The organism is Chroococcidiopsis cubana SAG 39.79, assembly GCF_003991895.1.
Classification (GTDB): domain Bacteria; phylum Cyanobacteriota; class Cyanobacteriia; order Cyanobacteriales; family Chroococcidiopsidaceae; genus Chroococcidiopsis; species Chroococcidiopsis thermalis.
Genome location: NZ_RSCK01000008.1, coordinates 38,139 through 58,343, shown reverse-complemented (window position 1 = coordinate 58,343; position 20,205 = coordinate 38,139). Strand labels below are relative to the sequence as shown.

Genomic DNA, 20,205 nt, shown 5'->3' with positions numbered 1-20,205 from the left:
GTGAGTGCATACCGTACCATTGCGGATTTCGACAAAAATAGGTAGCACGGCTGTGCTACCCAACAGACAGTAATTCTTAGTAAGGTGCGTTTTCAAAACGCACCCTATCACTTGAGATTAGACTTGTACCAAGTGATAAGGACTGGTCAACTTATCCAACTGCTGTACTAACAAACTCAGGAATAATCCTACATCCGTTACTACACCCACAGATTCAACCGAACCGCGATCGCTCAGTTTTGTGACTACGGCGGGGTTAATATCGACGCAGACCATTTTCACCCCAGCAGCAGTCATATTCCCTACACCGATCGAATGCAGCATCGAGGAGAGCATTAAAATCATATCTGCTCCCTGTAATAACCGAGCATATTCGGTTTGAGCTTTAATTAAATCCATCTCGGTGTCAGGTAAAGGACCATCATCTCGAATCGAACCCGCTAAGCAGAAGGGGACGTTGTTACGGACGCATTCGTACATGACTCCGCTTTGCAATACACCTTGCTCGACAGCCTTAGCAATACTGCCATAACGCCGGATCGTGTTGATAACCTTCAAGTGGTGGCGGTGTCCTCCCTGTACGGCGACTCCTCGCTTCATATCAACACCGAGGGAAGTCCCCATCATATTTTGCTCGATATCGTGGACGGCGATCGCGTTTCCACCCAACAAAGCTTGCACGTAGCCTTGGCGGATTAACTGCGATAGGTGTTCCCCGCCACCTGTATGAATTACTACGGGTCCAGCCGTGACAACCACCTTACCACCTTGGTCGCGCACTTGTCGCAGTTCCCAAGCAACTTGTTCCACCACTAATTCGACGCGACGTTCGCTGGAGACTCCAGCCGACATAAAACTAAATTCTTGCTTGTTGCGCTGTTCCCGCGATTCCGTCTTGCGAATGGTACGAATTCCTTCAATTCCAACGATGACGTGTTCGCCGACTTCTAGATCCCGTAATAACTTGCACCGAGCCACGGGACTACCAGAATTAAATGTAACTGCGATCGCGCCATCCATGCGCTGATTTTGCACCTTCACCCACTCGCAATTTACCCGCACTTCTGTCGGATAAATCGTCGTCACGTAAAAATCATCGGGAGCTACACCCGCTTGATGTACGGGTTCCATATTCACGTCGCAAACTTCTTGCGGACGCGGCACAGCACCCAAATCGATTAGCTGAGATATAATCTCTTCCATCACGTCGCGCGATGGCGCTGTTACCTTCACCTCAGCCGAAGACGTGCTTTGTCGCTGTTCTCCCAAGCTAAAATTCAGCACTTGGAAGCTACCGCCATTTTCCACGATCGCATCTAAAGCGCGGTTGATTAAACCGGAATCCAACAAATGTCCTTCCATACGGACAGCACGACTTTCCACAGGCGTGCTGGCGTGGACTTCTTCCCGTACTGGTTCTGTCACCCGCAACGTCAGACATTTGGCGGCTCCCCCAGCTTTGAGGAATTCTGTCAGCGGGGTTTCAATTACCTGAAATCCCAGTTTAGTCAAGCGAGCTTTTAAATCTTCGCTCGCCTTATTCATCACCACTACCGAGTCGATATTGACGGCGTTACAGGCGAAGTTCACCGCATCGGCTTCTTTGATAGCGATCCGCTTTTCAGCTGGAACCCGCATTTCAATCAGACGGTTGGAATAGGAATCAAAAGCGGGAGGATAGTAGAGGAGATAACCGCCACTCAAGGGACAAAAACAGGTATCGAGGTGGTAGAAGCGCTCGTCCATCAAGCGCAAGGATAACACTTCAATATCAAGCCATTTGGCGAGATAAGGGTGAGAATCGAGTTCGGAACGGAAGCCATACCCAGCCCATAACCAGCGTCCTTCCCGATCTAGCAGTGCATCTCCAGCACCTTCAAATGGTAAGTCTTTAGGCAGTTCGTGTACCGTGTAACCTTTGGACTCAAACCACTGCTTGAAGAATGGTTCTTCTCCCTGACGCTCCTTGTGGAAGAATCGGCTGAGGACAACTGTATCCCCCAAAACCAAGCCTGCATTCGCAGTAAATACCATGTCTGGTACGCCTGGTTGCGGTTGCACCAAATCGACAACGGCTTGTTCCTTTAGGACATGGAACAACTTTTGCCACTGTTCGACGGCGCGATCGCGGGAGGACTTGTGAATGTTACCCTCCATCCAGGGGTTAATCACGTAGTCCACATCATAGTGGTCGGGGGCGCACATTAAGAAGCGGATCGAAGAACTCATAGAAAGCTTTCTATTGGGTCAAGATGACAAACTCTTCATGAATACAGATTTTTATGTCACCAATTCTGTAGAAATTGTTACGGAATCTGTACTCAATGCAACTATATTGCAACTGCAATTCTAGATCTTCATTCTATTACTTTGAGGAACAGTAGGATGAAATGGCTTGTGAGGGGGCGATCGCAATGTTTGTGCTTCGCAATTCTTGATGAGATTAAGTATTTACTCTTATTGGCTGAATTAGCGATATTGCAGCTATTTTTAATAATTTGCGTGTTAGCTTAACTAATTTGCTGTAGATAAAAGCCAATTGAGTATAGGTGGGCATTGCCCACCCTACTATAAAATCGCTACTATAAAATCGCGATCGCTCATAGTAACGACAGATTATGGCGATAAATTAGTCAAGCTGGCTTGATTTTTAGCTCGCTAGCAAATAGCACGAACTATTGCCCAATTCTGCTATTTTTAATATTTTCTACATAATTCACAACGAAGGGTTAGCAACTAAATAATAATCGCGCTTTTCAACCTGTAAACCCACTACCAACTAACATTTACCAATTACCTAGCTAGCTTTTGTATTGCAAAAATGCAGCTATTTTTCATCATAATTAGTCACTGAATTCAAGAACTACTAATTTTTCTTAACATTTACCTCGATCGCAAAAAACGCTATGTTAAGCTGTTGGCGCGAGTAACATTTGAGGAAATAGAGAAAAGCAACCGTTTTCCATAAATTTACTTATATAGACCGACTAATAAATATTACGGATAAAGCTAGTAGTGTCATGCGTCAACCTACTAGAAAAATTGCATTATGACAACACATAATTTTGCTTTTACTCTTAATTTTGCATCTCAACTCAACAAAAAGTCGTGCAACATAGTTTCCATTATTTTGACTTTTAACCTTTGACTTTTCAGGGGAGGCTCTTTGTGTCAGAAAACTTGCAAGTAACAGATGTTGAATTTTCCCTTTGGGATGAAGAACCAGTTCAACTAATTAACCAAATTCAATCACACGGAGTCATTCTAGTTTTAGAAGAGCCAAACCTCAAAATTTTACAAGTCAGTACTAATGCATTTTCTGTTTTTGGAATTTCCCCTGAAGAATTGGTTTTGCAGAATCTAGAAGATCTGCTCGACTCTTATCAAATAGAAAGAATCAAACTAGGACTAGCAGAAGAAAACTTCGATCTGCTCAACCCTATAAAAATTTGGTTGAGACTTAAAGGAGACGATTACGTAGTATTTGACGGCATTTTCCACCGCAACCGCGATAAATTTCTAATTTTAGAATTAGAACCAGCTCTGACTCAAGAAAATATACCATTTTTAAGTTTTTATCACCTAGCTAGAGCCTCAATTAATAGATTGGCGACAACAACAAAATTACAAGATTTCGGTCAAGTTATCGTTCAAGAAGTACGTAAAGTCACGGGATTCGATCGCGTGATGCTCTATAAATTTGACAACGACGGACATGGTGTTGTCATTGCCGAAGAAAAATTAGATGATATGGAAGCTTACTTAGGATTGCACTTTCCCGAGTCGGATATTCCTAAACCAGCAAGAAAACTGTTTTGTTCCAATTGGATTAGAATAATTCCCAACGCTCATGCTAAACCAGTAGAACTTTTTCCTTTAATTAACCCGACAAATTTACGTCCGCTAGATTTGACTCATTCAACCTTAAGAAGTGCATCTTCCTGTCATCTTAAGTACTTACATAATATGGAAGTGGGTGCTTCTTTAACAATTTCTTTAATTAAAGAAGACAAACTTTGGGGGTTAATTGCTTGTCACCATCGATCGCCTAAATATGTATCTTACGAGCTACGTAAAGCTTGCGAGTTTCTCGGACGAATGATTTTTGCCGAAATTTCGGCAATAGAAGAAACAGACGATTACGACTATAACCTTCACATCACATATGTGCGATCGCAACTAGTCGAATATATGTCGCAAGCCGAAAACTGGATTGATGGTTTAGTTAAACAAGAACCGAACTTATTAGAATTAGTTGACGCTCAAGGAGCAGCCATCTATTTTAATAACGAATGGACGACGATTGGGCAAGTTCCAAAGCAAGAGAACTTAAATGTTATCTTACAGTGGTTAAGATACCAGTTTCGAGATGAGGAAGTTTTCTACACGGATACCCTACCACTAGTATTTCCAGAAGCAGAAATTTACAAACATGTTGCTAGTGGCTTGTTAGCGATTCCTATTGCCGACAAAAGCTATATTTTATGGTTTCGTCCTGAAGTCATCCAAACAGTGAATTGGGGTGGTAATCCACATGAGGCATTTGAATTCGGTCGGGAGAATGACAGCGTATATTTGTCTCCCCGCAAATCCTTTCAATTATGGCAAGAAACCGTACAGGGTAAATCTTTGCCGTGGAAGAAAGTAGAAATCAAAGCCGCGATCGATCTGCGTAAAGCCACAATTGAGATAGTTTTAAGACAAGCAGAAGAACTATCACAAATCGCCTACGATTTAGAACGTTCTAATGCCGAACTGAAAAAGTTTGCCTACGTCGCTTCCCACGACTTACAAGAACCATTAAATCAAGTTGCGAATTACGTCCAGTTGTTAGAGATGCGCTATCAAGAACAGCTCGATGAAGATGCTAAAGAATTTATTAGCTATGCGGTATCGGGAGTCAGCCTCATGCAGACGCTCATAGATGACGTACTAGCTTATTCCAAGGTAGATCGACAGAATGTCGAATTTCAACCCGTAGATTTGGAGGTAGCCTTAAAACGCGCTCTCAGTGGCTTACAGGGACGAATTTCAGAAACGGGAGCTACAATTTCTTACGATCCACTACCAACAGTATTAGCAGATAGCACGCAGATGCTTCAGCTATTTCAAAATCTGATTGGGAATGCGATCAAGTTTCGTAGCGACAAGCCACCTATGATTCATATTGGTGTCTCACCACTAGAAGATGCCTGGTTATTTTCCGTTAAAGATAACGGGATCGGTATCGATCCCCAGTTTAGCGATCGCATTTTTGTCATTTTCCAACGCTTGCATACCAGAGATGAATATTCCGGTACGGGAATGGGTTTGGCAATTTGCCAAAAAGTCGTTGAATGCCATCGAGGAGATATCTGGGTGGCTTCAGAATTAGGTCAAGGTGCAACATTCTACTTTACAATTCCCGCCGGAGGTAAGAAATATGAGTACAGGCACGGCAGAAAAACTCAGAACCATTTTCCTAGTAGAGGATAATAAAGCTGATGTCCGCTTGGTGGAAGAAGCACTCAAACGCAGTACCATCCCCAACCAAGTTTTATCTGTACGAAACGGGATGGATGCGATCGCTTTTTTGCGTCAAGAAGGAGAATATACCGACGCACCCCACCCAGATTTAATTCTGCTCGATCTCAACTTACCCAAGAAAGACGGTCGGGAAGTTTTGGCAGAAATTAAAGCCGATCCCCAACTGCGACGTATCCCTGTCGTGATCTTGACTACCTCCAAAAACGAGGAAGATATTTGTCACAGCTACGATTTACACGTCAACTGCTACATTACCAAGTCTCGCAACCTCAGCCAATTGTTTCAAATTGTCAAAGGAATTGAAGAGTTTTGGCTTTCTACCGTAACTTTGCCTGTAAATTAATCCTCGTATGCCGATAATTATGTGTATGACTTTTGACTTTTGACTTCTGACTTTTGACTTCACCATGACTCCGGTAAAAGTTCTGTTGATTGAAGACAACTTGGCAGAAGCCAGACTCATGCGAGAGCTGCTGAAGGAGTCTCCAGTCAAGCAGTTTGAACTAGTACACGCCCAGCGATTGCAGGAAGCGCTCGACCGATTGCAAGAGAATTGCTTTGATGTTGTTCTGTTAGACTTAACTCTACCGGATAGCGCTGGGTTAGGATCGCTCATACCATTACTCAAAGCCGTTCCCAGCCTTCCCATCGTCGTGCTGACAAATACGAATGATGACGATCTGGCTCTAGAAGCAGTCCGCCAGGGAGCGCAGGATTATCTTGTCAAACGACAGGTCAATTCAGGCGTGCTGATACGTTCTTTATGCTATGCGATCGAACGCAAGCAGGTAGCTGAAGCGTTAAAAACAGTCAATCAAGCTTTAGAAGTGAGCGTGCAGGAACGCACTGCCGAATTAGTTAAAGCCAAAGAAATGAATCAGTTTAAATCTGATTTTGCTTCCATCCTCTCGCACGATTTTCGCAGTCCCCTAACGACTATTCTACTAGCAACTGGATTGCTACAAAATAACGACCAAAAATTAAGCCAAGAAAAAAAGTTCGCTCACTTTCAATTGATTCGTTCTGCCATTAACGACATGGCTAGGCTATTAGATGAATTTTTGCTTTTGAGCCAAGCTGAAGCAGGCAAACTCAAATGCAAGCTCATCCCAATGGAATTAGAGCAGTTTTGCAACAAACTTGTAGAGGAAGCAAAATTAAGCACCAACGCGAAAGACTCGATCTTAACTTTTCGTTGCCACCATTGCGATCGCTTGCATGGTTCGGTCTGGGATGAGAGTTTGTTAAAACATATTTTAAGTAATTTACTCAACAACGCAATTAAATATTCTCCTGCTGGCGGTCAGGTACAGTTTGAACTGATCGTTGAAGAAAAAACTGCGATCTTTCGATTTCAAGACCAAGGGATCGGTATTCCTCAAGCAGACCAAGCACAGCTGTTTCAGCCTTTTTTTCGCGCTCATAATGCCGAGAAGATTCCTGGGACTGGTTTAGGATTGGCAATTGTGAAAAAATGTGTTACTGCACATAGCGGTGAAATTACCTTGGAAAGCACGGTGGGAATGGGTACGACTTTTACAGTCACCCTACCGTTAATCAAGGGAATCGGCGATGTTTGCCCCGTATTTATGCAATCGATCGAGCAGTTGTAGCAACGAGGCGATCGCTCCTTAATTCGTGCTAATCTTATGCGCTAATCTTAATAGTGATTAGTGGCTGGTGACTAGTAGCTAGAATTGCTCCCTTGTCTCCCTTGTCCCCTCTGCTCCCTGCTCCCTTACCTCTGCTCCCTTTTCAAAGTTATGGCTCTGATTGTCCAGAAATACGGTGGTACTTCGGTCGGTTCGGTGGAACGCATTCAAGCTGTGGCAGATCGCGTTCTCCAAACAGTGAAAGCAGGAAACGCTTTGGTGGTTGTCGTTTCTGCGATGGGTAAGTCTACCGATGCACTGGTCAAACTAGCGCATGAAGTTTCCGCTAATCCCAGTCGCCGGGAAATGGATATGTTGCTCTCAACAGGAGAACAGGTGACGATTGCCCTGTTAAGCATGGCATTACAAGAATTGGGACAACCAGCAATTTCGCTCACGGGCGCTCAGGTGGGGATCGTCACCGAAGCAGAACACACGCGGGCGCGGATCTTACACATTCAAACATCTCGGATTGAAAAGCAACTGAAAATTGGTAAAGTTGTGGTTGTTGCTGGGTTTCAAGGTATTACCAGTACGGAAGAATTAGAAATTACCACCTTGGGGCGGGGTGGCTCCGATACTTCAGCCGTAGCGCTAGCAGCAGCACTTCGCGCCGATTGTTGCGAAATTTATACAGATGTTCCAGGGATTCTGACCACAGATCCCCGTCTCGTCCCAGAAGCGCAGTTAATGACAGAAATTACTTGCAACGAGATGCTAGAACTTGCCAGTTTGGGGGCAAAGGTCTTACATCCGAGAGCGGTAGAAATTGCTCGTAATTACGGCGTACCCCTGGTCGTGCGTTCCAGTTGGACGAGCGATCCTGGAACTTGGGTGGTTTCGCCCAAACCTCAACCCCGTCCGCTGGTAGATTTAGAAATTGCCCGTCCGGTTGATGGGGTAGAACTGGACGCAGATCAAGCTAGAATTGCTTTGTTGCGCGTCCCCGATCGCCCAGGAATAGCAGCACGGCTATTTAGCGAGATTGCCCGTCAAGGCTTAGACGTAGATTTGATCGTCCAGTCGATCCACGAAGGCAACAGCAACGACATTGCTTTTACCGTCACGACTTCGCTACTCAGGCAAACAGAAGCAGTCGCCGCCGCGATCGCACCCGTGTTGCGCTCCCATCCCGACCCGAAATCGGAGGAAGCAGAAGTGATGGTGCAGCCGCACATTGCCAAAGTCAGCATCGACGGGGCAGGCATGATCGGTCGTCCTGGGGTAGCGGCGCAAATGTTTTCGACCCTAGCTGAGGCAGGAGTTAACATTCAAATGATTTCTACCTCAGAAGTCAAAGTCAGTTGCGTTATCGATGCCAGCGACGGCGATCGCGCTGTCGCAGCCCTGCGATCTGCTTTTGGTGTGGGAGACGAGCGGATTGAGGTGAAAGGACAAGGGGACAAGGGAGACAAGGGAGACAAGGGAGACAAGGGGGACAAGGGAGACGAGGAAGAAAAAACTACCAACTACCAATTACCCACTCCCCCAGTACGCGGTGTAGCCTTAGACATCAACCAAGCCCGTTTAGCAATTCTCCAAGTACCGGATCGCCCTGGGTTAGCAGCGAGATTGTTCGGATTGTTGGCGCGGGAGAATATTAGCGTGGATACGATTATTCAATCTCAACGCTGTCGGATTGCGGACGGCGTGCCGAAGCGGGATATTGTTTGTACGGTAGCGCAGATGGATGCGGCAGCTGCGAAGCAAGCCTTAGAACAAGCAGCGTCGGAGCATGGCTGGGGACAAGTCGTGGTAGATACTGCGATCGCTAAGGTCAGCGTCGTCGGTGCGGGAATGGTCGGTCAACCAGGAGTCGCGGCAAAGATGTTTGCTGCCTTGGCACGAGAACAAATTAATATTCAAATGATCGCGACTTCCGAAATTAAAATTAGTTGTGTCGTCGCTCAAGAACAAGGAGTTGCCGCACTCCAGGCAATTCATGCTGCTTTTGGGTTGAGTGGTAGCGGTGCAATTCAAGTCTCGGCGTGATGGAGATTAATTTACCAGAACTGTTACGGCAAGCTTTGCAAGGAATAGAAAATCTTGGTGCTATAGGCGCGATCGCGTTTATCTTGCTGTACGTCATTGCCACGGTTGCTTTGATTCCAGGCACAATTCTTACCTTGGGTGCGGGGGTTGTTTACGGGGCAGTTTTCGGTTCGATTTATGTATTTATCGGTGCGACTTTGGGAGCCACCGCAGCTTTTTTAGTTGGGCGTTATCTGGCGCGGGGATGGGTGGCAAAAAAAATTGCCAGTCAGCAAAAATTTCAAGCCATTGACGAGGCAGTTGGAAAAGAGGGATTCAAAATTGTTTTGTTAACCAGACTTTCACCAATATTTCCCTTTAGCCTGTTAAACTACGCTTTTAGCATCACTCAAGTTTCGCTCAAAGATTATTTCCTTGGCTCGGTGGGAATGTTGCCTGGGACAGTCATGTATGTTTATCTTGGCTCTCTAGCTGGTAGCCTTGCCACAATTAGCAGTAGCGATCGCCCCACCAATTCAACTGTCGTATGGATAATTCGGATAATTGGTTTTATTGCTACGGTAACGGTAACTCTGTACGTGACTCGGATCGCTCGTAAAGCGTTGGCGAAATTGTAGAAAAACTGATAACTGATAACCGATGTCTCAGGAAACTGAAGGAATTCGACCGGAAGAACAGCAAATTCCCTATACTGCCCTCAATTCGCAGCAAAAAAAGCAAAGACTGCGAGAATTAGCAGTAGTATTTCTCAAGTTAGGTACGATCGCCTTTGGTGGTCCCGCCGCACATATCGCCATGATGGATGATGAGGTGGCAAAGCGCAGGCAGTGGATGAGTCGCGAGAAACTACTCGATTTGCTGGGCGTAACTAACTTAATTCCCGGACCCAATTCTACAGAACTAGCTATTCACATCGGCTACGAACGGGCAGGATGGCGCGGTTTGATTATCGCGGGAACCTGCTTTATTTTACCTGCCATGTCGATCGTCTGGGTATTGGCGATCGCCTACAAGCAATATCAAACTTTACCCCAAGCTGAAGGATTGCTCTACGGGATCAAACCCGTTATCATCGCGATCGTCTTACAAGCATTGTGGAAGTTAGGTCAAAAAGCAATTAAGGACGTACCAACGGGGATAGTAGCAGTAGCGGTCATAGTCGCCTTTTTTTTTGGCTGGGATGAAATCGTATTGCTGTTACTGGCGGGACTGAGTGTGATGTTGGTAAAAAGTCTGGGGCGTAGTCGGGGTAATGCGGCAGCTTGGCTGTTGCCGCTATCTTTGCCGCTGGCACAAGCAGGTCATACAACCCCTACTCCACCTGTAGGCTGGCTGAATGTGTTTCTATTTTTCCTCAAAATTGGTTCGGTGCTGTACGGCAGTGGTTATGTTTTACTGGCATTTTTGCAACGAGATTTGGTAGAACGCAATCAGTGGCTAACATCTCAACAGCTTTTAGATGCAGTTGCAATCGGTCAATTTACCCCTGGTCCCGTGTTTACTACTGCTACTTTCATCGGCTATCTTTTAGCTGGTCATGCAGGGGCGATCGCGGCTACAATCGGAATTTTTCTACCTGCGTTTGTACTCGTTGGCATTATCAATCCCTGGGTTCCAAAACTACGTCAATCTACTTTAGTTGGTGGTTTTTTAGATGGAGTGAATGCTGCATCTTTGGGCTTGATGGCTGTTGTTTCATATACTTTGGGACGCACAGCATTGATAGATATCGTGACTGTAGTTTTAGCAATTGTTAGCGCGATCGCTGTTTTCCGCTTCAAGATTAATTCTGCTTGGCTAGTTTTAGCTGGGGGAATTATTGGCTTAATCTTACAATTAGTAAGGTAAAAAATCTCCCCAACTTCTATTTCATTATTAAAAATATTGGGGTATTGATGCGTGACTTTTAATTTGACTAAAAATTAAGTTGTTGTCGGAGTTGTTGAAAAGAACTTCTCAAACTATTAGCAACAAAACCGATCGCGCTGACCATGACTGCCAGAATAATACTAGCTGCCACGACTCCCACAATGACGAGTAAGCCATCACCTTCACTCATACCTAGACTAATGACAACGATCGCGATCGCGGGCAGCATATTTCCTAGCGGGATAGGCAAGGCAATAACTATCGCCATCAATAAGATAAATAATCCTAACAACCTTTGCGCCAATCGCGAAGTGATAAAACCCCAACGGGGACGGACGATTTTTTCAGCTTTTGCGAGGTAATTCAGCCCTTTTTCTACTACCTTAGCTAAATTTTTTTGCTTCCAACGCCGTTTAGCTAGCCATTTTGGTAGATAAGGACGAGAAAAACCCAAACTTAATTGCGCCGAAACCAGCATTAACGGAATTGCAATAATCGCCGATACACCCGCCACAGGGAGGGGTAATGCTTCTGGTAAAGCGCAGATGACCAGTAAAGGACCATAAGCGCGATCGCCCAACTCTTCCACTAACTCCCCTAAACTGACATACTCTTGTTCGGCGTGCCGTTCTAGAAACTGCCGCAGCAATCTAGAAGTGTGCAAGCCTGGGGAGGATTTGGTCGTAGAAGGCATGATAACGGAGGGACAAGGGGGACAAGGGGGACAAGGGGGACAAGGAAGACAAGGGGGAACTCGCTCTTCCCCGCGACCGAAGGGAGTGGGGATTAGGGGGCGAAGGGGGACAAGGGAGAAAGAAATTTACAATCTCCACACCCGACAACGCCAGTTGCTACAACGGGGGGCGACGAAGTCCGCGATCGCGCCACCCCCGCAACGCACCGACCTCCCGCACTGGCTCCCCTACACCCCACACCCTATACCCTACACCCCAGAATACGCCTCCATCGGTTGGCAGGAACAGACGAAATTGCGATCGCCAAAAGCACTATCAATTCGTCCCACGGCAACCCAGAACTTGTGTTCTCGCGTCCAGGGGGCGGGATATGCGGCTTGTTCGCGGGTGTAAGGATGTTGCCAATCGCTTGCTAGCAGGCTTTCGGCAGTATGGGGAGCATTTTTTAATAAATTATCTTCCCGACTGACCTTACCTGCTTCAATCTCAGCAATTTCCTGGCGAATCGCAATCATGGCATCGCAGAATCGATCCAATTCTTCCTTCGATTCGCTTTCTGTGGGTTCTACCATCATCGTCCCTGCAACGGGCCAAGAAATTGTTGGGGCGTGGAAGCCGTAGTCCATCAAGCGTTTGGCAATGTCTTCGACTTCAATTGAGGCAGTTTTCTTGAGCGATCGCAGATCTAAAATACACTCGTGGGCGACAAAACCAGCTTTACCCTTGTACAGTACGGGGTAGTATGGCTCTAGTCTGCGGGCGATGTAGTTGGCGTTGAGGATTGCTACTTTAGTCGCCTCTGTTAACCCCTCACCGCCCATCATGGCGATGTACATCCACGAAATTGTCAGGATGCTAGCACTCCCCCAAGGTGCAGCGGAAATAGCTCCAATCTTGGAGGGGTGAGGAGTGAGGAGTGAGGGATGAGTATCGCTACTGATTTGGGCAATAGAAGTGTCAGGGAGGAAGGGGGCGAGGTGAGTTGCTACACCAATTGGACCCATCCCAGGACCACCACCACCGTGAGGGATACAGAAGGTTTTGTGCAGGTTGAGATGACAGACATCTGCCCCAATATCCCCAGGGCGACATAAACCGACTTGGGCGTTGAGATTTGCCCCATCCATGTAGACTTGTCCGCCGTAGGCATGGACGATCGCGCAAATGTCTTTAATTTGTTCTTCAAACACGCCGTGGGTGGAGGGATATGTCACCATCAACGCGGCGAGTTCGTCTTTGTGCTTTTCCGCCTTTGCCTGCAAATCTTCTATGTCTACGTTACCTTGTTCGTCACAGGCGATCGCCACCACTTTCATCCCCGCCATCACCGCACTAGCTGGGTTCGTACCGTGGGCAGATTGGGGAATCAAACAAATATTCCGATGTCCTTCTCCCCGACTTTCATGGTAGTGTCGAATCGTCAGCAGACCAGCATATTCACCCTGCGAACCAGCGTTAGGTTGCAGAGAAACCGCAGCAAAACCCGTAATTTCCGCTAACCATGCTTCTAACTGTTGAAATAAAATCTGATACCCTCGCGTTTGCGACAGTGGGGCAAACGGATGCAGATTGCCAAATTCCTGCCAGGTGACGGGCATCATCTCTGCCGTTGCATTCAGTTTCATCGTGCAGGAACCCAAGGGAATCATCGATGTTGTTAAGGACAAATCCTTTGCCTGCAATCGATAAATGTATCGCAGCAATTCTGTTTCCGAATGGTAGCGATTGAAAACAGGATGGGTGAGAAATTCGCTGGTGCGAGTCAGTTCTGTGGGTGCTTGTAGGGGCGGGTTTTGCCGAGATCTCTGACTACCCCCAGATCGATCTGTCAAACCCGCCCCCAATTCTTCGATGGTGAAGGGTAGGCTGTCATTACCTGCGAAAATCTCGAATAGGTCGGTTAAATCGGCTTCTGCGATCGTTTCATCTAAAGAGATACCTACAGACTTTTCATCAAATATTCGTATATTGATTTTCTTAGCTTGGCAAGCCTGCAAAATATCATCTAAGTTATGACTGACCAAATTAATTCGTAATGTATCGAAGAAAGATTCTGAACTGATGGTATAGCCTAGCTGCTTTAATCCTGCTGCCAAAATTGCTGTAAGTTTGTGGATTCTGGTAGCAATTTGCTTCAGTCCTTGGGAACCGTGATACACAGCATACATCGAAGCCATGACTGCCAGTAAGACCTGCGCCGTGCAAATATTACTGGTGGCTTTGTCGCGGCGGATATGTTGTTCGCGAGTTTGTAGTGCTAGGCGTAAGGCTGTTTTCCCGTGGATATCTTTAGAAACTCCGACAATCCGCCCTGGAACTTGTCGCTTAAATTCTTCTTTCGTGGCGAAATATGCTGCATGGGGTCCGCCATAACCCATCGGTACGCCGAAGCGCTGCGTGCTGCCTACCGCAATATCAGCACCCCACTCTCCTGGGGGAGTCAATAAAGTTAAACTCAAAGGGTCGGCGGCGACAGTGACCAATGCCCCGGCAGCATGGGCTTGTTCCACAAATGCCCGATAGTCGTAAATCGTACCGTCACTGGCTGGATATTGCAGCAACACGCCAAATACTGGCACGTCAAACTTAAAAGTTTGGTGGTCGCCAACAATCACGTTAATTCCCAGTGGTCTAGCACGGGTCTGCACGACTTGAATTGTCTGCGGATGGCAGTTCTGAGAGACAAAGAAAGCTTTTGCCTTCGTTTTGCACAGACCATAACTCATAGTCATGGCTTCGGCGGCGGCTGTGCCTTCGTCCAGCAAAGAAGCGTTAGCAATTTCCAACCCCGTCAAGTCAATAATTGTCGTTTGGAAATTCAGCAGCGCCTCTAGTCGTCCCTGAGCAATTTCTGGTTGGTAGGGAGTATAAGCAGTGTACCAGCCTGGGTTTTCCAAAATATTGCGCTGAATTACTGGTGGAGTAATGCAGCCGTAATATCCCATACCAATAAACGATCGAAATACTTGGTTTTTCGAGGCGATCGCCTTTAACTGCGCCAAAGCCGCATGTTCGCTGCGATCGCCTTCCAATTGCAGCGATCGCTGTTGGCGAATGGCTTGCGGCACTGTCCGGTCAATCAAAGCATCAAGGGTCGGTAGCCCCAACACTTCTAGCATTTGCTCAACCTCAATCGGTTGAGGTCCAATGTGTCTTTGTCGAAATGAAATTGACTCGCTGCTTATTTGTTTTTGCTGCCGATCGCGTTGAATACGAGGACTGTCTAGTACCACAAATAGCTTCTCCAGTAGTGTCTTATTAATATTCTGCAATATTTCGTTCGGTTCTCAGTTATCGAAGAAGTCAGTTGTTAATCAGGGAGCAGGGAGCAGTTATCAGTGACCAGTGACCAGTGACCAGTTATCAGTGAACAAAGGGTACGGGGTGTGGGGTGTGGGAAATTTGTTGTTGGTTGTTGGTTGTTGGTTGTTAGTTATCGCTCCTTGTCTCCCTTGTCTCCCTTGTCTCCCTTGTCTCCCCCCTCTCCCTTGTCTCCCTTGTCTCCCCCCTCTCCCTTGTCTCCCTTGTCTCCCCCCTCTCCCTTGTCTCCCTTGTCCCCCTTGTCCCCCTTGTCCCCCTTGTTTACCCAGCCCCTCGCTACGCTCCCTCTACCTGGGTACGGTATTCTTCAGCAGTTAGCGCCTCGTCTAATTCGCTGGCATCTTCGACACGCACTTTCAGTAACCAGCCTTCGCCATAGGGATCGTCCGCTAGTTGTTCTGGTGTCTCCAGCACAGTTTCATTGCGTTCGACGACCGTACCAGTCACGGCGCAGTACATATCTTCTACGGCTTTGACTGATTCGACAGAACCAAAGGTTTCTCCCTTAGTGACGCGATCGCCAACTTCAGGAAGTTCCAGAAATACAATGTCACCTAGCTGATCGACAGCAAAAGCAGAAATGCCAATCGTAGCGATATCGCCATCCATGCGGACGTATTCGTGCGAGTCAAGATATTTTAGGTCGCTTGGATATTCCAACTCCATGTCAGTTCCTCAACCAAATCGCGGATCTATCGTTAATTAATATGCTTTACTATAGACGCGATCGCCTATCTATTTGTAGAGACGTAGCATCCTACGTCTCTACAAAAAATCAAGTATTTATTTCCCCGGACGATTCTTAGCCCGATAGAAGGGTTTTTTCACAACTACCGCTGGATAGGTCTTACCTCTGATTTCTACGTCTAAGGTTTGCCCTGGCTGGCTGAGGGGTGTAGGAACGTAAGCAAGGGCGATCGGATAGCCTAAAGTAGGGGATAAAGTGCCGCTGGTAATCTCTCCTACGACTTTACCTTCAGATAAGACTTGGTATCCGTGGCGGGCAATGTGTCGCCCTGGCATTTGCAACCCTACTAATCGTCGTGAAACTCCGTTTGTTTTCTGTTGCTCTAGGATATCGCGCCCGATAAAGTCGCCTTTGGTGTCGAGGTGGACGAGCCAGCCTAAACCTGCTTCTAAGGGAGTGGTATTATCATCAATGTCTTGTCCGTAAAGTGCCATAGCTGCCTCTAATCGTAGGGTGTCTCTCGCCCCTAGTCCACAGGGAATGACTCCGGCTTGAGCGAGCGATCGCCACACCTTCACGCCTGCTTCTGGTTCTAACATCACTTCAAATCCATCTTCTCCGGTATAACCAGTCCGAGCCATAAAACTCGGTTCTCCTAAGATCTTGGTTTCTAAATGCCCGAAGGCTTTGACTTGAGATAAGTCTGCTTCTACCAAGTTTTGCAAATGTGCTACAGCTTGCGGTCCTTGCACTGCAATTAAGATTTTCTGGCGTGAAATGTCTTGTAGTTCTATCTGCTCTGGGTCGAGGTGTTGCAACAACCATTTTTTATCTTTACTGGTGGTTGCCGCATTGACGATCAATACTCCTTGCTGCGTGTCATTATCTTCCCCTTGGTAGTAGAAGATGATGTCATCGATAATTCCGGCTTGCGGATTTAATAGCACCGTGTACTGTGCTTCTCCCGATCGCAACCGACTCAAATCGGATGGGACTAAGTTTTGCAGTTGAGCGACTAGCTGTTTTCCCCGTAGGACGAATTTACCCATGTGGGAAATATCAAACATTCCCGCCGTTGTCCTGACCGCAGCATGTTCTTGTCCGATCCCAACAAACTGCACGGGCATTTCCCAGCCACCAAAACTCGTTAACCTTGCCTTCAGCTCTAAAGCGAGGTGATAGAGGGGTGTTTGCGCTAGAGGTAGGGCAGTTTCTTCTTGATTAGCCACAGATAGTCTTGTCGTTGTAGGTGAATCTTTTATCTATCCTACGGAAACATTAGGTGTACGGGAAAGTCAAGATTGTTCTCCCAAGTATCAAAATACACTTTTTCTGAATTTAAGTAAGATGATTAAGAAAAATCAGGAAATTTGTTTCCTCTATCGGCTTATGCATGTAGAGCGGTATTTTTTTACAAAAAGTGGAACTTATTTCGACAAAAAAGGTTGGTTATAGATCGTAGCTTTCTTAAGGTTTAATAATTGTCTATTTACTCGTGTTTATACATATTTATTTTTTCCAAAGTTGCGATCGCACTCACTTTTTTTATAGTCAAATTTAAAAAACATAAGTTTACTGTGTTTTGTTTTATACATAAAACAAGGGCTTGAAATACAGATATCTAAGGCACAAACACGTTAGATACGAATATTTCTTCTGAAAATCCCAAATATATAAAGATAGCGATCGCAAAATATAAAGAATATGTAAACTGAGTGGGTTGGTTCGGGAAATATAAAAACTGGCTTTGTATCCTACCCGCATGAAATAGCCAGCAAAACTCAGTCATTCCTATGGTTTATGGATGACAAGTTTGTGCTGGCAATTGAGACACACCAAGACTAACTTTTTACGATTTACGACTATTTTGAGTGAGGGATTGACATCATGTCCGTAATATTTGGTACAGATTTAGACGATTCCTTAACTGGTGGAGACGGCAACGACAGAATCTATGGCAAAGCCGGAAATGACAACCTTAACGGGAATAAAGGCAACGATCTCCTTTATGGTGGAGTAGGTGACGATCGCCTGTTGGGTGGAGATGGCAAAGACACCTTATATGGCAATGAAAATAACGATTTTTTGAATGGCGATGCAGGTGATGATACCTTGTACGGGGGTAGCGGTAACGATACCTTGTACGGGGGGTAATGATAACGATACCTTGTACGGCGATGCAGGTAATGACTTTCTCAACGGTTATGTCGGTAACGATCGCTTATACGGCGGCTATGGGAACGATGATTTAGAAGGTTCGTTTGGTAACGATGTTGTCAATGGTGGAGCTGGAGATGACATCATCAATGGTGCGGGTGGTTTTGGACTAGAGCTATTTAGTAGTGCCAGTCGCGGATCTAACGAAATTGATACCCTTACAGGTGGAGCCGGAAAAGATAAGTTTAGACTTGAATCCAGTGGTGCTGGACGCGATGGTCGAGGTGTTTCCTATCGCTATGGCAACAACGACTATGCCTTAATTACTGACTTTAATTTGAATGAAGATATCATTACACTCAGTAGCAATGATATCTCTGGACCATCATTTCTGTTTACAGATGTCACCTATAGTTTGGGTGCATCGCCTGATGGTTTGCCATCGGGAACGGGAATTTACGCTCAATTTGCTAACAATACGAGTGCAGCACCAGATCTAATTGCCATCTTGCAAGGTGTTTCTCCCGACACGCTTGATTTGAATGCATCCTACTTCCAGTATGTTCGGTATTCTTAATAATCAGTTTTGCCTTACTCAAGCTTAACTGAACAAGGCGATCGCTGACTTGCCAAAATTGCGATCGCCTATCTATATCGCGGCGCACTGAGTTAAAAAAACTCGGTAATTTTGTGTAGCATTCACGCGACCGCTCCGCTCTAATTTTAGTAGATAAACTAACGTTTTATTTATGTCTCAGTATTTTCACTTGATTTAACTCTATTCGTGCTGTAGCGAATTCTATCTAAGTCATAAGCTTGTCACTTTGGCTATTGAGAAATGGTTCTTCGATGTACGTTATTCAGTGCTATCAACCATCAAGTATTAACTATTAACAGCTACCACGGAAAGTTTACAGCTAAAATTGATACGTTCTATCTTAGTTAATGGCTAGGCTTTTTTAGCTTATTCAAATAGAGAAAAATGGACAAAAACATTTGTTAAAAAAATATGATAAATGAGATGACATAACGTAGAAATAGCATTATATTGTCAGTATTACCGCATCAGTTTAACTTGCAAAATATCCAGTTTTTTGTAGATCGACTGTGTTGCTTGTAAGTAAAGACAAAGCGCGATAATTTATCGAGGATTGCATCAATTAACTTCAGTAAGTCGATCGCTTACTAGTTTTTGGCTGGGCATATATTTAACGCTTTAATTCATTGAAAACCAAACACTATTTGGATAGTTTTGTTGTGGCAATTTGAAAGGCGATCGCAGGGTAAAAACATCTACATAAACTAATTAGAATTCTTAGAATTCAAGGTTGCTCGACATGGCAAATATCTTTGGTACGAACTTAGACGATACCTTAACTGGTACGGATGGCAACGACAAAATTTATGGCAAAGCTGGAAACGATACTTTATCTGGCGGTTTAGGTGGCGACATTTTAGATGGTAGTCATGGTGCAGACACCCTCAAAGGTGAAGACGGAAATGACACCTTGTATGGTGGTAACGGCAGCGATCGCCTCTATGGTGGTGCTGGTGACGATAACTTGCAAGGAGGAGCTGATAACGACACCTTGTATGGTGGTGCTGGGAGCGATCGCCTCTATGGTGGTGCTGGTAACGACGAAATTTATGGCGATTACTACAGTGAGGTAGGCAACGATCGCCTCTATGGTGGTGCTGGAAGCGATCGCATTGCTGGTGGTGCTGGAAGCGACGAAATTTATGGTGAGGATGGCGATGACATCATCAGCGGCGGACTCATCGGTAATAGCAGCAATGATAACGACCGCTTGTACGGTGGTAAAGGCAAAGACACCTTAGTTGGAGAGTTCGGTAACGACTCTTTAAATGGAGGCGATGGAGACGACTACATCAATGGTGCTGGAGGAAGAGTATTTCACTGGGATGGTGATGTCAGTCGTGGCAGAGGTGAAATTGATACTCTGACAGGTGGAGCGGGAAAAGATTCATTTATCCTTACGGGAGGCTCTGGACGGTCTGGTGTAGGACCTTCTTACATAGGTAATGGCAATGGTGACTACGCTCTCATTACCGACTTCAACAAGAACGAAGATGTCATCTCGCTAGCCAAAACTGAGAGCAGTCCCGTAGTCTATCCCCCAGTCACAATCGAATACAGTCTGGGTGCAGTACCGGAAGGTTTACCGCAGGGAACGGGAATATATGCGAACAACTTAGGAGCGCAACCAGATCTCATTGCGATCTTGCAAGGAGTTTCTCCCGACTCCGTAAGTTTAAGCGGGTCTTATTTCCAGATTTCCTAAGT

14 protein-coding genes are annotated in these 20,205 nt (G+C 45.8%); 9 read left to right on the top strand and 5 right to left on the bottom strand.

Annotation, left to right across the window (positions count from 1 at the left end; genetic code table 11):
* Positions 1-117: 117 nt before the first annotated feature.
* A complete protein-coding gene (gene argZ / locus DSM107010_RS07495) occupies positions 118-2,229 on the bottom strand; it encodes a bifunctional arginine dihydrolase/ornithine cyclodeaminase (RefSeq protein WP_015157287.1) in 2,112 nt (703 codons plus the stop codon).
* A 939-nt stretch (positions 2,230-3,168) separates the two neighbouring features.
* On the opposite strand from argZ, the gene DSM107010_RS07490 reads away from it, so the two are divergent.
* The 6 genes from DSM107010_RS07490 (at position 3,169) to DSM107010_RS07465 (ending at position 11,018) form a co-directional block, all read left to right on the top strand.
* Positions 3,169-5,475 (top strand): sensor histidine kinase, encoded by a 2,307-nt coding sequence (locus DSM107010_RS07490; protein ID WP_106168226.1) that lies wholly within the window; start codon positions 3,169-3,171, stop codon positions 5,473-5,475.
* Positions 5,423-5,869, top strand: a complete 447-nt coding sequence (locus tag DSM107010_RS07485) for a response regulator (protein WP_015157285.1) — start codon at positions 5,423-5,425, stop codon at positions 5,867-5,869. Before DSM107010_RS07490 ends, DSM107010_RS07485 begins: the two co-directional genes overlap by 53 nt.
* Before the next feature lie 64 nt (positions 5,870-5,933).
* On the top strand, positions 5,934-7,139 hold the full coding sequence (locus DSM107010_RS07480; RefSeq protein WP_015157284.1) for a hybrid sensor histidine kinase/response regulator: 1,206 nt from the start codon (positions 5,934-5,936) through the stop codon (positions 7,137-7,139).
* Positions 7,140-7,289: 150 nt separating this feature from the next.
* A complete protein-coding gene (locus tag DSM107010_RS07475) occupies positions 7,290-9,170 on the top strand; it encodes an aspartate kinase (RefSeq protein ID WP_106168227.1) in 1,881 nt (626 codons plus the stop codon).
* Complete coding sequence (locus tag DSM107010_RS07470; RefSeq protein WP_106168228.1) at positions 9,170-9,787, top strand: TVP38/TMEM64 family protein; 618 nt, start codon at positions 9,170-9,172, stop codon at positions 9,785-9,787. Before DSM107010_RS07475 ends, DSM107010_RS07470 begins: the two co-directional genes overlap by 1 nt.
* Before the next feature lie 22 nt (positions 9,788-9,809).
* Complete coding sequence (locus DSM107010_RS07465; RefSeq protein ID WP_106218606.1) at positions 9,810-11,018, top strand: chromate transporter; 1,209 nt, start codon at positions 9,810-9,812, stop codon at positions 11,016-11,018.
* A gap of 67 nt (positions 11,019-11,085) precedes the next feature.
* On the opposite strand, the gene DSM107010_RS07460 is transcribed toward DSM107010_RS07465, so the two are convergent.
* The 4 genes from DSM107010_RS07460 to gcvT all read right to left on the bottom strand — a co-directional run bounded on the left by DSM107010_RS07460 (position 11,086) and on the right by gcvT (position 16,972).
* Positions 11,086-11,703 (bottom strand): exopolysaccharide biosynthesis protein, encoded by a 618-nt coding sequence (locus DSM107010_RS07460; protein ID WP_241994154.1) that lies wholly within the window; start codon positions 11,701-11,703, stop codon positions 11,086-11,088.
* Positions 11,704-11,982: 279 nt separating this feature from the next.
* Positions 11,983-14,967: an aminomethyl-transferring glycine dehydrogenase gene (gene gcvP, locus DSM107010_RS07455; protein WP_106171017.1), complete on the bottom strand. Its 2,985-nt coding sequence runs from the start codon at positions 14,965-14,967 to the stop codon at positions 11,983-11,985.
* A 364-nt stretch (positions 14,968-15,331) separates the two neighbouring features.
* The gene (gene gcvH, locus DSM107010_RS07445; RefSeq protein ID WP_015157278.1) at positions 15,332-15,721 is read right to left on the bottom strand and encodes a glycine cleavage system protein GcvH; all 390 of its coding nucleotides are present in this window, start codon (positions 15,719-15,721) and stop codon (positions 15,332-15,334) included.
* A 117-nt stretch (positions 15,722-15,838) separates the two neighbouring features.
* Entirely contained in the window at positions 15,839-16,972 is a 1,134-nt protein-coding gene (gene gcvT, locus DSM107010_RS07440; protein WP_106169106.1) for a glycine cleavage system aminomethyltransferase GcvT, read from the bottom strand.
* Positions 16,973-17,630: 658 nt separating this feature from the next.
* On the opposite strand from gcvT, the gene DSM107010_RS41145 reads away from it, so the two are divergent.
* The 3 genes from DSM107010_RS41145 (at position 17,631) to DSM107010_RS07430 (ending at position 20,203) form a co-directional block, all read left to right on the top strand.
* A complete protein-coding gene (locus DSM107010_RS41145; protein ID WP_277871317.1) occupies positions 17,631-17,897 on the top strand; it encodes a calcium-binding protein in 267 nt (88 codons plus the stop codon).
* A complete protein-coding gene (locus DSM107010_RS42105) occupies positions 17,848-18,477 on the top strand; it encodes a calcium-binding protein (protein WP_277871318.1) in 630 nt (209 codons plus the stop codon). The genes DSM107010_RS41145 and DSM107010_RS42105 overlap by 50 nt, the downstream gene beginning before the upstream one ends.
* Before the next feature lie 760 nt (positions 18,478-19,237).
* Complete coding sequence (locus DSM107010_RS07430; protein ID WP_106169105.1) at positions 19,238-20,203, top strand: calcium-binding protein; 966 nt, start codon at positions 19,238-19,240, stop codon at positions 20,201-20,203.
* Positions 20,204-20,205: the final 2 nt, after the last annotated feature.

Excerpts from the sequence above, each read along its gene's own strand:
- DSM107010_RS41145 (WP_277871317.1), top strand. The coding sequence starts at position 17,631 with ATGTCCGTAATATTTGGTACAGATTTAGACGATTCCTTAACTGGTGGA.
- DSM107010_RS07465 (WP_106218606.1), top strand. The coding sequence starts at position 9,810 with ATGTCTCAGGAAACTGAAGGAATTCGACCGGAAGAACAGCAAATTCCC.
- DSM107010_RS07470 (WP_106168228.1), top strand. The coding sequence starts at position 9,170 with ATGGAGATTAATTTACCAGAACTGTTACGGCAAGCTTTGCAAGGAATA.
- DSM107010_RS07480 (WP_015157284.1), top strand. The coding sequence starts at position 5,934 with ATGACTCCGGTAAAAGTTCTGTTGATTGAAGACAACTTGGCAGAAGCC.
- DSM107010_RS07485 (WP_015157285.1), top strand. The coding sequence starts at position 5,423 with ATGAGTACAGGCACGGCAGAAAAACTCAGAACCATTTTCCTAGTAGAG.
- DSM107010_RS07475 (WP_106168227.1), top strand. The coding sequence starts at position 7,290 with ATGGCTCTGATTGTCCAGAAATACGGTGGTACTTCGGTCGGTTCGGTG.
- gcvH (WP_015157278.1), bottom strand. The coding sequence starts at position 15,721 with ATGGAGTTGGAATATCCAAGCGACCTAAAATATCTTGACTCGCACGAA.
- DSM107010_RS07430 (WP_106169105.1), top strand. The coding sequence starts at position 19,238 with ATGGCAAATATCTTTGGTACGAACTTAGACGATACCTTAACTGGTACG.
- DSM107010_RS42105 (WP_277871318.1), top strand. The coding sequence starts at position 17,848 with ATGATACCTTGTACGGGGGTAGCGGTAACGATACCTTGTACGGGGGGT.
- argZ (WP_015157287.1), bottom strand. The coding sequence starts at position 2,229 with ATGAGTTCTTCGATCCGCTTCTTAATGTGCGCCCCCGACCACTATGAT.